This window comes from Variovorax sp. V213, from assembly GCF_041154455.1.
In the GTDB taxonomy this organism is placed as follows: domain Bacteria; phylum Pseudomonadota; class Gammaproteobacteria; order Burkholderiales; family Burkholderiaceae_C; genus Variovorax.
Genome location: NZ_AP028664.1, coordinates 626259 through 642309, shown reverse-complemented (window position 1 = coordinate 642309; position 16051 = coordinate 626259). Strand labels below are relative to the sequence as shown.

Genomic DNA, 16051 nt, shown 5'->3' with positions numbered 1-16051 from the left:
TGGGTCAGATGGGATTCTTGGGAGAGATGAGCGCGCGAATCAGCGCTCGCGCATGGCTTCGCGCGCCTTGTTCAGCGGCTTGGTCAGGTAGTCCCACACGGTCTTGCGACCGGTGCGGATGTCGGCGGTGGTCACCATGCCGGGCACGATGGGCATGCGACGGCCGGCCTTGTCGGTCAGTGCGTCGGAGTCGGTGCGCACGAGTACGGGGTAGTACACGATCTCGGGCTTGACCTCGTCGCGCTGCGTGTCGGGTGCGATGGTCACCACACGCCCTTTGAGGCCGCCGTACACGGCGTAGTCATAAGCGGTGACCTTGATCTGCGCCTCCTGCCCGGGCCGCATGAAGGCGATGTCGCGAGGCGAGATGCGCGCCTCGACCAGCAACTGGTCGTCCAGCGGCACCAGGGTCAGGAGCGAGCCGTTAGGCGGCACGACACCGCCGATGGTGGTGACCTGCAAGCTCTTGACGATGCCGCGCACGGGCGAGTTCAGGGTGAGCCGCTCGAGCGAGTCTGCACGCCCGCGCACCACGGACGACAAAGACTTCACCTCGGCATCGGCCTTGGCGAGTTCCTCGCGGCTGCGCACCATGTAGTTCGATCGCGCCTCGGAGATCTTCAGCTCCAGGTCGGCGGCCTGGCGTTGCAGGCGGATGAGCTCGACGTTGCTGGCCGCACCGCTCACCTGCAGCGAGCGGGTGATGTCGAGCTCTTTGCGCACGAGCGCAAGCGCCTGGCCCAGGCCTGAAACGGTGTCGCGCATGCTGCCCTGCCGCGAGCGGAAGAGCGCGCTTTCGGAGTCGACCAGCTGCGCGTACACCTTCAGCTCGGCGGGGAACTGAAGGGTGCTTCGCCCTTCCACCTCAGCGCGCAGGCGCACGCTACTGGCCAGCGCGGCGCGGTAGCGCGCGGCGGTTTCTTCCACGCTCGATTCGCCGCGCGTCGGGTCGAGCTGCGCGAGCACCTCGCCCTTCTCGACGATCTGGCCTTCGTGCACGCGCAGCTCGGCCAGGATGCCGCCTTCGAGCGACTGGATGCGCTGCTCGCGCGAGCTGGGAATCACCTTGCCCATGCCGCTGGACACTTCGTCGATCTCGAAGCACCAGGCCCACACGAAGAACGCGAGCAGAAAGAGCGCGACGAACCACACGACGCGCGCGGAGCCGCTGGCGCGCGCCTCGTCGAAGTCGCCGGCGCCGCCGGGGCCCCACACGGTGGCGGTGGATACCTGCGCAGGCACCGGTGCCTTGGTCAATGTCACGGCGTTCATGCCTGTGCCTCCTTGCCACGGTCCGCGAGGGCCGTTGTCTCGCGCGATGCCGCCGCGCCTTGGCGCAGCCGCGCCATCACCTGGTCGCGCGGCCCGTCGAGCACGACGGCGCCGCCGTCCACCACGAGGATGCGGTCCACCGCATCGAGCACGGCCGGGCGATGCGTGGCCAGCACCAGCGTGCGGCCTGCGGACAGAGCGCGCAGTTGTTCGATCACTTCGCGCTCGGCCACTTCGTCGAGCGAGGCGGTGGGCTCGTCGAGCAGCAGCACGCTGGGGCGGCGGAGCATGAGCCGCGCGAGCAGCAGGCTCTGGCGCTGCCCGCCCGAGAGGCCGCGCCCGCCTTCCAGCAGCGGATGGTCCAGCCCGGTGGGCAGACGGCGCACGAAGGCCCAGGCGCCGGTGGCTTGCAGGGCGGTGATCAGTTCGGCATCGGTGGCATGGGGCGTGCCCATCTGCAGGTTCTCGCGCAGGGTGCCGTGAAACAGGCGCGCGTCTTGCGCGAGCAGGCCGACGTCGCGGCGCACGTCGGCGGGGTCGATGTGGGCCATCGACACGCCGTCGAGCACCACGCTGCCCGCGCGCGGTTCGATGAGGCCCGACAGCGCCTGCAGCAGCGTCGACTTGCCCGCGCCGTTGCGCCCGAGCACGGCAATACGTTCACCGGCGCCGATGTGCAGGGCCTTCACGTGCAATGCGGTGGTCTGGCCGTCGTGGCTGAAGACGGCGTCGCGCAGCGTGTAGTCGCCCTGCACGGCGGGCCGGTGCACGCGTGTCTCATGGGGCGCGTGGTCGACCGGGAGCTTCATGAGCTGATCGAGCGACTCGCCGGCCACCTTGGCCTGCTGCCAGCGGTTGAGCAGCTGCGTCACGCCGGCCAGCGGCGCGAGCATGCGGGTCGACAGGATCGATGCGGCCACGAGCACGCCGGTGCTCATGTGGCCGTCCATCACGAGCGGCGCGCCGAAGAACACGACGAAGGCAAAGGCGCCGCCCTGCACGGTCTGCGTCCAGTTGCTCAGGGTGTTGAGCAGCGCGCGCAGTTGCAGGCCGGAGTCGGCGTTGACGGCGTTGTAGTGGTTCCACTGGTTCTGGAAGCGCGGCTCGGCCTGCAGCACCTTGATGTCGTCGATGCCCTGCACCGCTTCGACCAGCATGGCGTTGCGAAGCGACGATTCGCGCATGCCCGCCTGGGCCAGCGCACGCAGGCGCGGCTGCGCCAGCAGGCTGGGCACGAGCAGCAGCACGCACGCGGCCAGCGGCACGAGCACGAGCCAGCCGGCAATGAACCAGAAGAGCACGCAGAACACGAAGAAGAACGGCAGGTCGGCCACGGCCGCCACGGTGGTCGACGTGAGCATTTCCCGCACGGGCTCCAGCTCGCGCAGCTGCGAGATGAAGGTGCCGGTGGCGCGCGGGCGCGCCGAGCCGCGCACGCGCAGCGCGTGGCCGAACACGCGGTCAGAAATGCGCAGGTCGGCGCGCTTGCCCACCACGTCGGTGATGCGCATGCGCGCGCCGCGCATGACCCAGCTGAACGCGATCGACAGCAGCACGCCGCCGAACAGCACATGCAGCGTGGGCAGCGACTGCGCGGGCACGACGCGGTCGTACACCTGCATCGAGAACAGCGTGCCGGCCAGCGCCATCAGGTTGTAGGCGAGCGATGCGACGAGGATGTGGGCGTAGGGCCGCCAGTCGGCCAACACGATCTCGCGCAGCCAGTGCGGCTCGACGGGGCGGATGTAGGCATCGACGCGCGAGTCGGGTGCGGACTGGGCGGGCCGCAGCACGGCCATGGCTTCGAGCGCGGGCTGCAGCTCGTCCATCGTGCAGACGGTTTCTGCGCCCTGGTCGCCACCGAGCATCACGCGCAGGCCCTGCGCCGAGATAGCGGTGACCACGGCCACCTGTCCGTCGCGCAGCTGAAGCACCACGGGCAGCCGCCAGGGGCTCAGGGTGTCCAGGCGCGGCGCGACCTGGCGCACGGTGAGCCCGGCCTGGCGGGCCATCTGGCGCACGCGTTCGCCGATGTCTTCGTGGTCGCTCCACGCGGCGGCACCGCGGATGCGCTCGCGCGAGGTGTCCAGGTGGTAGTGGGCGGCCACGGCCAGCACGGCGTCGACCCAGCCGGCGAGCAGCTCGGGGCCGCGCGCGGCAGAAAGCTCGGGCATCGTCGTGGCGGTCATGGCTGGCCCCCGGCCACGAGGTCGCCCGCATCGACCAGACCGAAGGCTTCGCGCAGGCGGCCCGACTGGTACAGGCACTCGACCGCGAGGCGCTGCACTTCGTGCACGCTCTCGGCCTGCTCGAAGCGCGCGCCGTGGAACTCCTGCTCCGCATTGAGCAGGTCGAGCAGCGAGCGCGTGCCCAGCTGCAGGTACTGCTCGCGGTACAGGTCGCGCGTGCGCTGCGTGCTGTGCACGCGCGCGGCGAGCACGGGCAGGCGCTGCGCGTGGCCCTGCGATTGCACGCGCGCGTCTTCGAGCCGCTGCCGCACGCTCAGCAGTGCATAGCCCAGCGCGGCCTCGGCCGCTTCGACGGCGTGCACGGCGGCGCGCTGGCGGGCCTGGCTGCGCCCGCCTTCGTACAGCGGCGCACTGAAGTTCACGGTGAGCGTGCTTTCGGTGCCGGACTGGCCCGCGAGCCGCGCGCCGGATTCGAGTCCCCGGTTGACGCCGGCGTTGAGCGACAGCGTGGGCAGCAACTGGGCATCGGCACCGCGCAGCGCGGCCTGTGCCATGTCGCGCTCGGCCTGCGCCATCTGCACGGTCGGTGCGGGCAAGGCTGTCTGCGGGTGCGCGGCGCAGGCGCTCGCGAGCGGCGCCGACGCTTCGCCGGCAATGTCGACCGGCATGCGGCCCTGGGTCAGATGCATGAGGTTGAGGCGCCAGCGCTCGGCCTGCGACGCGGTGTTGAGTTGCTGGGCGCGCGCGGCCTCCAGGCGCGACTGCGCCTGTGCCACGTCGGACTGGCTGGTGGCGCCCTTGGCCTGGCGCTCGCCCACCAGGCCGGCCAGCGACTGCACGCCCTTCACCTGGGCCTGCGCGATCTCGCCGAGCGCCTGCTGGCGATGCACCTCGATCCACGCCTGGGCGGTGTCGCGCACCACGTCGTCGACCGCCAACAGCAGCTTGGCGCGCGCAGCCGAGGCCGAGGCCTCGGCCTCGTTCACGGCGCTCGACACCTTGCCGAAGTCGTACAGCAGCTGGGTCACCGACAGCGAGGCCTGGTGCACCTGGCGGCGACCGTCGGTCTGCGGCTGGCGGTTGCCCGTGCGTGCGCTCAGGCCCGCGCTGACCTGCGGGTAGTAGCCCGAGCGCGCGGCTGCAATGCCCTCGCCCGCCTGCAGCGCTTGCCCGACGGCGTTGCGCACGGTCGGGTGCGATGTGGCGGCCAGGCGCACGGCCTCGGTCATGCCCAGCGGGGTGGTGGTGCTGGCTTGCGCAAGCGCCGCCGTGCCGGCGAGCAGAAGGAGGACGCCCGCGGCGGCGGACGGAAGGAGACGAGAAAAATGCATGTGTAAGAACGGGCGACAGCGTGCGACCAAGGTGCCGACGCCGCAAAGCGGCGCCGGCACTCCGGTCGGTCAGTGGTGAAGCGCGAGGCCCATGTGAAGCTCGTCGTCGAGCGAAGGGACCACGGGCGGTGCGTAGGCCGCGAGCGAATCGGCCGACGATGCCAGGGCCTGCACCGTGGGCGATGCCTGCGCAACTCCGAAGGCCGGCGGGAACGCGGCCTGCAGCAGCGCATGCAGCGACTCGGCAGAACCGGATCCCTGCAGCATGTCGGACAGCTGCACGCCCCCCCACGGGCTGTCGCCGAAGGGGAAATGCGGCGCATCTTGCGGTTGCTGCTGCTCGAGCGACACCGTCACTTCGTCGACGCCGGCCAGCCCCAGCGAGTCGGCCGAGGCGAAGAGCGCTGCCGCCCCCGCTGCACCAGCGCTGGGCGTGTAGTTGACGTGCAGCGTCTGCGTGGCCGAGTTGCTCGCATCACCATCGCGGTCGACCACCTGGTAGCTGAGGGTCTCCTCGTAATTCTGCGAGGCGGCGGTCCTCGGTGCCACCTGGTAGCTGAATTCGCCCGAGTCGAAGTCCACGACCAGCTTGCCGCCCTGCGCCGTGGCGATGGTGACCTGGTGTGTCGACGCGTTGTAGCTGTAGTCGCTGCCGGCAGCAGGGCCAGTCTTCGTCATCAGGCCCGTGCTGCTGTCGAAGGCATAGGTGGTGCCATCGATGCTCAGCGTGGACACGTGGCCACCGTCGGCACCGAAGCCCGACGAGCCACCGAGGCCGCCGGTCAGCAGGTTGCTGACCGTGGGTGGCACGCTGATCGTGCCCTGCAGCACGTCGTTCAGCTGGCTCGTGTCGGTGATGATCTGGCCGTTGGTGTTCGCGCCGGTGTTGCCGTTGTAGGCGATGGGGTCGATGAAAGCCTGTGCCTCCGCGTTCAGGCTCGAGCCCAGGCCCAGCGCGAACGAGTTGATCTGGTGGGTGCTGAGGAAGTTCGTCCAGATCGCTTCTTCCCCGGCCTGGATGCCCCTGTCGGCCGTACTGCTGTTGCTGCTGTTCGCCAACTGCCCCGTGTTGCCGTCGCCCAGGGTCGGCTCGCCGTCCGTGAGGAAGTAGGACACGTTCTGGGCCCCGTCCAGCTTGCCGGTGGCCGAGAAGCCGTTCATCGCGGCAGCCAGGGCAGCGTCGTAGTTGGTGCTGCCACTGGCCTGCAGGTTCTGCACCAGCGCCTTGGCTTCGGCCGCCGTCATCCAGGCCTGCTGCGACGCCCCGGTCGTGCTGAAGGTGACGAGCTGCACCCGCACGTCGCCGTACAGGTCGTAGCCGTCGATCAGATTCTGGACAGCCTCTTTCGCACGGCTGAGGCGTGTCGGGGTTTCCTGCCCCATGCTCCCGGAAAGGTCCAGGATCACCATGAGGTTGGTATCGATCGGCGCCACGTCGACGGCCTGCTCGCCGTTCACGAGCACCGGCACGTCGTCCTTGACGGGCACATCGAATCCAACCGGCGCGCCGCTGGCCTGGCCATCGCTCACCACGGCCTCGAAGTGCAGGTTCGACACGCCCTCGCCGTTGCCTGGCAGGTGGTCGATCGGCGCCTTCAGCGTGACTGTGTAGCCCGCCTCGAAAAGGCCCGTGCCCGTCGCGGTGACATTGCCCACCGACACGGTCATCACCTCGGTGGTGACGCCGCCGACGGTGACGCTGCCCGTGAGCGTGTGTGTGCCCGCGTCCCAGGTCCACGACACCGGCTGGCCACCGGAGGTGACGCCGTTGGGGCCGCTGAGCGACACCGCGAGATCACCGGCCGCGCTGTCGGGGTCCGCGATGGAGATCTTGCCGGTCGATTGCAGCGGCGGCTCTCCTGCAGCAGGAATGCCACCGGGCAGGCTGCCTTCGGAGACTGCCTCGGGCGCCGTCACCGTGGCCGATGGTGCGTCGTTCACCGGGTTGACGGTCACGTTCACCGTGCTGGTGGTCGTGCCGCCATGGCCGTCGCTCACCGTGACGGTGAAGCTGTCCGTGCCGTTGAAGTTGGCGCCCGGAATGTAGGTGTAGGTGCCGTCGGCGTTGACCGTCACCGTGCCGTGCGATGGGTCGGTGCCCTTGGCGTAAGTGAGCGTGTCGCCATCGACGTCGCTGCCGACCACGCTGCCGCTGACGGGCGTGTCTTCGTCCGTGGTCTTGTTGTCGTCGGGCGCCGTCGGTGCTTCGTTGACGTTCTGCTCATTGAGCGTGACGGGGATGTTCGTCGTGACCGTGCCATCGTTCGCGCCGACCACCAGCGCGTGCGCGTTGGCGCCTGCTTCGTAGTCGTTGACGAACGCCGCAGCGCCTGCAGCCGTGAGGCTGATCGCGCCCGTGACCGGGTCGATGGCGAAGTAGCCGTTGTCGTTGCCCGAGAGGATGCTGTAGGTGACGGTCGCGCTGTCGACGTCGGTGGCGCGGACGGTGCCGAGCACGGTGCCTGCGGGCCGGTTTTCGTCGTAGCCGAAGACGTAGCCGTCTGTCGTGTTCACCGGGGTGCCACCGCCGTCGACGAACACGGGGGCGTCGTTGACGGGGTTGATGGTCACGTTCACGGTGCTCGTCGTCGTGCCACCGTGGCCGTCGCTCACCGTGACGGTGAAGCTGTCCGTGCCGTTGAAGTTGGCGCCGGGAACATAGGTGTAGGTGCCATCGGCGTTGACCGTCACCGTGCCGTGCGATGGGTCGGTACCCTTGGTGTAGGTGAGCGTGTCGCCATCGACGTCGGTGCCGATGACTTGGCCGCTCACGGGCGTGTCTTCGTTCGTGGTCTTGGTGTAATTCGGCACCGTCGGCGCATCGTTCACTGGGTCGATCGTGACATTCACGGTGCTCGTCGTCGTGCCACCGTGGCCGTCGCTCACCGTGACGGTGAAGCTGTCCGTGCCGTTGAAGTTGGCGCCGGGAACATAGGTGTAGGTGCCATCGGCGTTGACCGTCACCGTGCCGTGCGATGGGTCGGTACCCTTGGTGTAGGTGAGCGTGTCGCCATCGACGTCGGTGCCGATGACTTGGCCGCTCACGGGCGTGTCTTCGTTCGTGGTCTTGGTGTAATTCGGCACCGTCGGCGCATCGTTCACTGGGTCGATCGTGACATTCACGGTGCTCGTCGTCGTGCCGCCGTGGCCGTCGCTCACCGTGACGGTGAAGCTGTCCGTGCCGTTGAAGTTGGCGCCGGGCGTGTAGGTGTACGTGCCGTCGGCGTTGACCGTGACCGTGCCGTGGGCTGGGTCGCTGCCCTTCACGTAGGTCAGCGTGTCGCCGTCGACGTCGCTGCCAGTCACTTGGCCGCTGACTGGCGTGTCTTCGTTCGTCGTCTTGGTGTAGTCGGGCACCTTCGGTGCGTCGTTGATGTTCTGCTCATTGAGCGTGACGGGGATGTTCGTCGTGACCGTGCCATCGTTCGCGCCGACCACCAGCGCGTGCGCGTTGGCGCCTGCTTCGTAGTCGTTGACGAACGCCGCAGCGCCTGCAGCCGTGAGGCTGATCGCGCCCGTGACCGGGTCGATGGCGAAGTAGCCGTTGTCGTTGCCCGAGAGGATGCTGTAGATGACGGTCGCGCTGTCGACGTCGGTGGCGCGGACGGTGCCGAGCACGGTGCCTGCGGGCCGGTTTTCGTCGTAGCCGAAGACGTAGCCGTCTGTCGTGTTCACCGGGGTGCCACCGCCGTCGACGAACACGGGGGCGTCGTTGACGGGGTCGATCGTCACGTTCACGGTGCTGGTGGTCGTGCCACCGTGGCCGTCGCTCACCGTGACGGTGAAGCTGTCCGTGCCGTTGAAGTTGGCGCCGGGCGTGTACGTGTAGGTGCCATCGGCGTTGACCGTCACCGTGCCGTGGGCTGGGTCACTGCCCTTCACGTAGGTCAGCGTGTCGCCATCGACGTCGGTGCCGATGACCTGGCCGCTGACGGGCGTGTCTTCCTGCGTGGTCTTGGTGTAGTCCGGGACCGTGGGCAGATCGTTCACCGGGTTGACGGTCACGTTCACCGTGCTGGTGGTCGTGCCGCCATGGCCGTCGCTCACCGTGACGGTGAAGCTGTCCGTGCCGTTGAAGTTGGCGCCCGGAATGTAGGTGTAGGTGCCGTCGGCGTTGACCGTCACCGTGCCGTGCGATGGGTCGGTGCCCTTGGCGTAAGTGAGCGTGTCGCCATCGACGTCGCTGCCGACCACGCTGCCGCTGACGGGCGTGTCTTCGTCCGTGGTCTTGTTGTCGTCGGGCGCCGTCGGTGCTTCGTTGACGTTCTGCTCATTGAGCGTGACGGGGATGTTCGTCGTGACCGTGCCATCGTTCGCGCCGACCACCAGCGCGTGCGCGTTGGCGCCTGCTTCGTAGTCGTTGACGAACGCCGCAGCGCCTGCAGCCGTGAGGCTGATCGCGCCCGTGACCGGGTCGATGGCGAAGTAGCCGTTGTCGTTGCCCGAGAGGATGCTGTAGGTGACGGTCGCGCTGTCGACGTCGGTGGCGCGGACGGTGCCGAGCACGGTGCCTGCGGGCCGGTTTTCGTCGTAGCCGAAGACGTAGCCGTCTGTCGTGTTCACCGGGGTGCCACCGCCGTCGACGAACACGGGGGCGTCGTTGACGGGGTTGATGGTCACGTTCACGGTGCTCGTCGTCGTGCCACCGTGGCCGTCGCTCACCGTGACGGTGAAACTGTCCGTACCGTTGAAGTCCGGATTGGGCGTGTAGGTGTACGTGCCGTCCGGGTTGACCGTCACCGTGCCATGCGACGGATCGTTGCCCTTCGTGTAGGTCAGCGTGTCGCCGCCATCCATGTCGCTGCCGGTCACACGGCCGCTCACGGGCGTGTCTTCGTTCGTGGTCTCGGCGTAGTCGGGCGCCGTGGGCGCGTCGTTGACGGGCGAGACGGTCACGGGCACCTTCACGGTGGTGGTGCCGCCCCTGCCGTCGCTGACGGTCACTTCGAAGCTGTCGGCACCTTCATAGCCGGGATTGGGCGTGTAGAGGAACTGGCCGGTGGACGGGTCGACGGTGACGGTGCCGTGCTCGGGGCCCTTGGCGACGGTGTAGTTCAGCGTGTCGCGGTCCGGGTCGGTGGCCTGCACTTGCCCGGAAACGGGCTTGTCCTGCTCGGTGACGACGGGCTCGGCCCTGCCTTCGGGGCCGCGGTTCTGCGGCGGGAGCAGCGGCGGGATGAAGGCCGGGCCGCCACCGCCGCCGCCACCACCACCGCTCGCGGCGGCACCGACGCCCAGCACGCCGAGCGCACCCAGCAGCCAGCCAGGCACACCCTCAGGCAGTAGCGCGCCGCCGGCGTCGTTCCATTCGATTTCGGTGAAGTGGAAGTCTTTCCAGGGCGCGGTGTACTGGCCCCACCACTGCACGCCCGCGCCGTCTTCGAGCACGAGGTCGTTGCGGCCGCCGTCAGGGTACTCGGCGAAGAAGCCGCGCACGGCGACTTCCTGGCCGTCGCGCAACACGAGCACGAGGTCGTCGCCGCGACGCTCAAACTTGAGCACGCTCTCGGGCGCGATCTTCAGCGAGACGATCGATGGGCGATCCAGAACCAGAGGGGTGTCTGCCGCCGCTTTGCGGGATGCGCCACCAGACTTGTAAACAGCTTCCATGATTTGTCCTTGCTTCTTGACTCCAGACCCCGGGGGCGCTTCGTCCTAGACGAACAACCTGGGTCGCACATTGGGAAATCTCGAGTGCCGGGGCCCTCGAGGACTCGCCAGCAAGACCCGACCGGGGTCATGCGGCTTGCGCTTGCACGAGGCGGGATTCTTGGTGCGGGGGGCGAGCCGGGCTTTTGCCGAAGAGGTCGCCGCTTTTGCCGTGTCGGAAAACCAATTTACAAAGGTAAACAAACGTCGAATACTTCACACAATTGCGAGATAGAGTTGCTAATTCGCCGGTGAGCAAAACCGGAGCAGGCGGGCAATGGTGAGAATGATTACCAGTTAATTTCTTGGTTTCATAGCCCTCACCCAGAGAGCGCGGTCCCACTGCCGTGCCCGTTCTTTCCATGTCATATTGGTCACCTCCGGAGCCCCGGAGAGTTCATCTTCTGGTGGTCGACGAAGGCGTCGACGAACTCAAGCCCTTGCTGGAAACGCTACGGGGCGCCGGCTACCGCATCACCCTCGCTTTCGACGCGATGGAGGGCTATCGGCGCGCGACGACGCTGCAGATGGACCTGGTGCTGCTCGACGTGGGTCTGGGCAGCACCGACGGGTTCGCCGCCTGCCGCCTGCTGAAGGCCGACCCGGCCACGGCGGACATTCCGGTGATCTTCCTGACCTCGTCGGCCAGCTTGGAAGAGCGCTTGACGGGCCTGCGGGCCGGCGCGGTTGACTACATCGTGAAGCCCTTCGATCCGGCCGAAGTGACGGCCCGGGTCGAAATTCATCTGGCACTGGCCGAATCCCGCAGGTCGCGCATTGCCCCTGCCACGAAATCTGCGTCCCCACCCGACCGCCCTGCGACGAACGGTAACGGCGCGCCAGGCTCGGACATGGACCGCCTGCTCATGCAGGCGGCGGAGCGACTGATCCTCGCCGACCTGAGCCATGTATTGCCACTGCGCGAACTGGCTGCGCGCGTGGGCACGCACGAGAAGCGCTTGTCGCGCGTGTTCAAGGAACTCGCGAACCGCACGGTCTTCGAGTTCGTACGCGAGGCACGGCTGCACGAGGCGCACCGCCTGCTGCTCGAATCGGCCATGCGCATTGAGGAGATCGCCCCGGCGGTGGGGTTCTCGAGCGCCGCAAATTTTGCGACGGCATTTCGCGAGTACTTCAACTGCACGCCGTCCGCCTGCCGCCAGGCCGGCGTGGGCCGCCGCGCCCCCGACGCGTGACGCACCCGCTGCGCACACACTCCGACGGACAGGCGGCTTGCTGCTGGGCTTGACTCTGGGCCTGGGGGTCTGCGCTGCCAGCGCAGCGGAAGCGGTCAAGGCCAGCGCGCTCAGCTGGGGCGACGTTGTCGTCGAACAGACCGTCGAAGTACTGGAGGACCCCACGGCCCGCCCATCGGCCAGCGAGGCGCTCGCCTTGCCGACCGCTGGCGCGAACGGGTTCGCGCCCGCCAGGCCAGCTGGTGCGGGGGTTCTCGACAGCGGCGGTCTGGCTGCGCCTGTTGTTGGCCAACGACGCACAGGAGGTGCGCACCGCGCGGCTCGGGCTCCACGTGACGTGGCTGCAGCATGTCGACTTTCATTCGCTGCGCACGCGCGACGGGCGACCCGCGTGGGACGCACACGCAGGCCGGCGTGTCCGACCCGATGGATGTCAGGCACCGCTGCGATCGCATCCCGCAGCTGCAGATCGACCTGCAGCCGGGGAGTCTGTACAGGTGCTATTGCGTGTGATGAGCACGGGCCAGATCAAGCCGATGATGGAGTTGCACACTGACGGGGCGTGGCGTCACATCGAACGCAACCATGCGCTGCTGAGCGGAACGCCGCTTTTCAGGCGCCGCACGCGCAGTCGCGACTCAGCCGCCGATACGCCGCAGGCGTGCTGCCGAAGCGTTCCTTGAACGCCGTCGTGAAGTTCGCGGCACCCGAGAACCCGATCGCATGCGCCACGTCCTCGATGCTGAGCGGCGTCTGGGCGAGCAGATGCTGCGCGCGCGACAGCCGCTCCTCGCGCGCGAACTCGAGCACGGTGCGCCCCGTGTGGGCGCGGAACGCCCGCGTCAGCCGCTTCTCGTGCGTGCCCACGCGTGCAGCGAGCGCCGGCAGCGGTGGAATGTTCGCAAGGTCGCTCTCGATGAGCCGCTGCGCAGCCCTGGCGATCACGCGGTCCAGGTCGTGGGGTGCTTCGTCTTCGGACTCCAGCGGCGTGCGGGACGCCTCGGCGACACCGCCGGGCGGTTGCGCGCCGCGGCGTGCGAGCGCGAGATGGACCGAGATGCGGACCAGCACCTCTTCGGGTTCGAAGGGCTTGAGGATGTAGTCGACGCCGCCCTCTCGCAGACCGGTCAGCCGCTCCTCGAGCGTCGCACCGGCGGTGAGAAAAATCACCGGGATGTGCGCGGTGGTGGGGTCCGCCTTCAGCAGCCGGCACACCTCGAAGCCGCTGGTGGCCCCCAAATGCGCGTCGAGCAGGATCAAGTCCGGCTGCAGTTCCCCGGCGCGGCGGTAGCCTCCGAGCGCGTCGAAGTCAAGGCTGATGCGATGGCCGGCGCCACGCAGCGCGGTAAGCAGCACCTGGAGTTCCTCGACGCTGTCGTCGATGACCATGATGTGCGAACACTCGGAAGGTTGGAACCAGTAGGACATGAAGATGCGGCGCGTTGCGCGTACCGCATGCTGCAAGCCCTGATCGTTTGTTTCATGCGCCCTTCCTGACCTTTTCTGACGGTTCCTGACCATGTGCCTGGCCCCTGCGAGCTCGGCAACCCCGGCAGCGTCAGATCGCGAGCACGTACCCTGTGCCGCGCACCGAATGCAGCGGCAGGCGCATGCCGAGCTTCGCGGCCTTGCGCCGCAGCCGGCTGGCGATCGCATCGATGCGGTGCTCGTCGAAGTCGAACACGTCGCCACCGAGCGCGCGGATCAGGTCGTCGCGGCCCGCCGCTGTGCCGCGCTGCCCGAAAAGACAGCCGAGGAAGGCGCGCTCGCTCGTGGTGAGGGCCATCTGCCGGCCTTCGGGGTCGCCCAGGATCCAGTCGCCCTCGAGCAGGCGCCAGGCGGCGGGTGCGGGCGGCAAGGTCGCTGCGTTCCCCTGCGGTGCGACCGTGAGTCGCCGACCGACGGCGTTCAGCGTTTCGGCCAATTCCAGCATGTTCACCGGCTTCACCAGGTAGGCGTCTGCACCTTCGCGCAGCCCCAGCAGCCGGTCCTCGAGCTCGCCCCGCGCGGTAACCAGCACCAGCCCGAGCCGTCGCTGCACTGCGCGCAGATGTGAAACGACCGCGAGGCCGCTCTCGCCCGGCAAGCCGATGTCCACCACCGCGATGTCGCAGGGCTGGACCGCGAACGCCTTGTAGAACGACGGGGCGTCGCCGAAGCCCTGCGCGTCGAACCCGAGCTCTCCGAGTGCGAAGACGGTTTCTGCACGGATGTCTTCGTCGTCCTCGATCACATGGACGAGAAGACCGGTACGCGGGCTCGGGGATGGCATGACGCGGAAAGTATAAAGTCGCGTCCCAATGCGCCTCGACGTCGAAACCACCCGGGCGGGTCCGGGCCGCCTGCTTGTTCTTCTGTTCCTGCTGCTGTGGTGCTTTGCAATGCCGGCCAGGGCGGTGGTACTTTCGGCTTCCGATGGCCTCGGCCGCGGCATCCCACTCTCCGGGGGCCTCGAGATCCAGCGCGACCCCTCGGGCGGGTGGCGTATCGCCGACGTCGCGCGCGGCGCGCAGCAGAGCGGCTTCGCGCCGCTCGAAGGGCCGGTGGAGGAAGGCTTCAGCCGCGACGCTGTGTGGCTGCGCTTCTCGCTCGCGCGCACGGTCGACGCGCCCGCGCGATGGCTGCTGCGCGTGCGACCGCCGCGCATCCACGAAGCCACCTTGTATGCGCCGGACGGGCGCGGCGGATTCGTCGAGACGCCGCTCGGCGACGCCCGCCCGTTCGCGGCGCGCGAGATCTCCGACCACAACTTCGTGTTCCCGCTCGACATTTCGACCGAGCCAGCCGTCTATTTCCTGAGGGTGCGCAACGACGGGCCGTCGCTGCGGGCCGAACTGGACCTGTGGCAGCCTGTCGGCTTCGAGCGCGACCGCACGGCCGACTACACCATCATGGGCGTGCTGCTCGGCGCCGCCCTGCTCGCCGTCTGCATGAACCTGATCTTCGGGGCTTGGCTGCGGGACGGCCTCTACGCCCATTACGCGCTGTACGTGCTCTGCATCGCGGCGCTGTCGGTCAACCGCCAGGGGTTCGCAGCGCAGTGGTTCCTCGACGCTCGCCCCGAACGCGTTGCTCAAACGCTGCTTGCCGTCAATTGCTTCTTCAACATGGTGGGTACCGCGTTCATGTCGCGCATCTTCCAGTTTCGGCGCCATTGGCCGCCCGCGGCACATTTCTTCGACGCTGTCGTGGTGTTCAACTTCGTTGCGTTCGTGCTGGTCCTGGCCGGCCATCACGCCGCCATGGCGATCTGGGCGAGCGCGGGCAGCACCGCGTCCACGCTGTTCGGCACGGTCTTCGTCTGCTACCTGCTCTTCGTGCGGCGCCAGTTCCAATACCTGCTTCCGGCCTCGGCCTTCGCGGTGGGAACGGTGCTGGGGCTCTACGGGCTGTTGAAGCTCTGGCTCGGCGACGGGATGCCCGGCATGCCGCCTGACCGCATCTATTGGCTCGGCACCATGTGCCACCTCGTCCTGCTGAATGTGGCCGTGGCCGACCGGACGCGGCGCGCCGAGCGCGATTACCGCGCCGAGCGCGAGCGCGTGCTCGCAGTGCGGCTGGAAGCTGAACAGGCGCTCGAAGGCACCGTCGTGCGACGCACCGCCGAACTGCAGCAGACCAATGCCGCGTTGCATGAGGAGATCGCGGCCCGCGCCCGTCTGGAGGCCCGGCTGCGTGAGTCGCTCGAGGTCGAGCGCCGGGCGATCGTGCAGCAGCGCGAGTTCGTCTCGATGGTGTCGCACGAGTTCCGCACGCCCTTGACAGTGATCGACGGCGCGGCGCAATCGCTCGACATCTCGAAGCTCGGCGGGGAGCCGGTGGTGAAGCAGCGCACCGAGCGGATCCGGCGCGCCGTGCAGCGCCTGACCATGCTGATCGAGAACATCCTGCTGGCCGACCGCCTCCAGCTCGAGAACCGGATGCTTCGCCTCGAAGTCTTTGACATGGCGGCGCTCGCGCGTGGCCTGTGCGAGAGCTTCCACTTTCCCGGCGCTTCGCGCCTGTCCATCGACGTGCGCGAACCCTTGCCCAAGGTGCGCGGCGATCGAGCGCTGCTCGAGATCGCGCTGCAGAACCTGATGCAGAACGCATTGAAGTACTCGCCGCCGGAGCGACCGGTGCATGTCGTGCTGCGGCAGACGGGCGACATCGTGCAGGTCGACGTGATCGACCGCGGACCGGGAGTCGCAATGGCCGACAAGGCCCGCATCTTCGAGAAATATTTCCGTGCCGAAACGGCGAGCGCAGTGGCCGGCACCGGACTGGGGCTTCACCTGTCGCGCGAGATCGCGATGCGCCATGGCGGCGACGTGATACTGCACGAAACAGGCACCAGCGGGTCGACATTCCGCCTCGCGCTTCCGGCTGCGCCGCCCGAACAAGTCACATGACCCGTCGCACGGCATGCGGGAAC

At 68.3% G+C, this 16051-nt stretch carries 9 protein-coding genes; 3 read left to right on the top strand and 6 right to left on the bottom strand.

All coding sequences use genetic code 11. The annotated features are described in order from the left end of the window. Nucleotides 1-39: 39 nt before the first annotated feature. The 4 genes from ACAM55_RS03125 to ACAM55_RS03110 all read right to left on the bottom strand — a co-directional run bounded on the left by ACAM55_RS03125 (nt 40) and on the right by ACAM55_RS03110 (nt 10402). Nucleotides 40-1272, bottom strand: a complete 1233-nt coding sequence (locus ACAM55_RS03125) for an HlyD family efflux transporter periplasmic adaptor subunit (RefSeq protein WP_369654619.1) — start codon at nt 1270-1272, stop codon at nt 40-42. Then, entirely contained in the window at nt 1269-3461 is a 2193-nt protein-coding gene (locus ACAM55_RS03120) for a type I secretion system permease/ATPase (protein ID WP_369654618.1), read from the bottom strand. The genes ACAM55_RS03125 and ACAM55_RS03120 overlap by 4 nt, the downstream gene beginning before the upstream one ends. Further along, nucleotides 3458-4792: a TolC family outer membrane protein gene (locus tag ACAM55_RS03115; protein WP_369654617.1), complete on the bottom strand. Its 1335-nt coding sequence runs from the start codon at nt 4790-4792 to the stop codon at nt 3458-3460. Before ACAM55_RS03115 ends, ACAM55_RS03120 begins: the two co-directional genes overlap by 4 nt. 69 nt (nt 4793-4861) lie before the next feature. Then, complete coding sequence (locus tag ACAM55_RS03110; RefSeq protein WP_369654616.1) at nt 4862-10402, bottom strand: Ig-like domain-containing protein; 5541 nt, start codon at nt 10400-10402, stop codon at nt 4862-4864. Between the two features lie 401 nt (nt 10403-10803). On the opposite strand from ACAM55_RS03110, the gene ACAM55_RS03105 reads away from it, so the two are divergent. Continuing rightward, nucleotides 10804-11637, top strand: a complete 834-nt coding sequence (locus ACAM55_RS03105; protein ID WP_369654615.1) for a helix-turn-helix domain-containing protein — start codon at nt 10804-10806, stop codon at nt 11635-11637. 242 nt (nt 11638-11879) lie between these two features. Continuing rightward, nucleotides 11880-12320, top strand: a complete 441-nt coding sequence (locus tag ACAM55_RS03100) for a 7TM-DISM domain-containing protein (protein WP_369654614.1) — start codon at nt 11880-11882, stop codon at nt 12318-12320. On the opposite strand, the gene ACAM55_RS03095 is transcribed toward ACAM55_RS03100, so the two are convergent. Continuing rightward, nucleotides 12250-13065: a helix-turn-helix domain-containing protein gene (locus tag ACAM55_RS03095; RefSeq protein ID WP_369654613.1), complete on the bottom strand. Its 816-nt coding sequence runs from the start codon at nt 13063-13065 to the stop codon at nt 12250-12252. The two genes, ACAM55_RS03100 and ACAM55_RS03095, sit on opposite strands and share 71 nt — an antisense overlap. Before the next feature lie 130 nt (nt 13066-13195). Further along, a complete protein-coding gene (locus ACAM55_RS03090) occupies nt 13196-13909 on the bottom strand; it encodes a response regulator transcription factor (RefSeq protein WP_369654612.1) in 714 nt (237 codons plus the stop codon). 28 nt (nt 13910-13937) lie between these two features. On the opposite strand from ACAM55_RS03090, the gene ACAM55_RS03085 reads away from it, so the two are divergent. Next, entirely contained in the window at nt 13938-16028 is a 2091-nt protein-coding gene (locus tag ACAM55_RS03085) for a 7TM-DISM domain-containing protein (protein ID WP_369654611.1), read from the top strand. Nucleotides 16029-16051 lie beyond the last annotated feature (23 nt).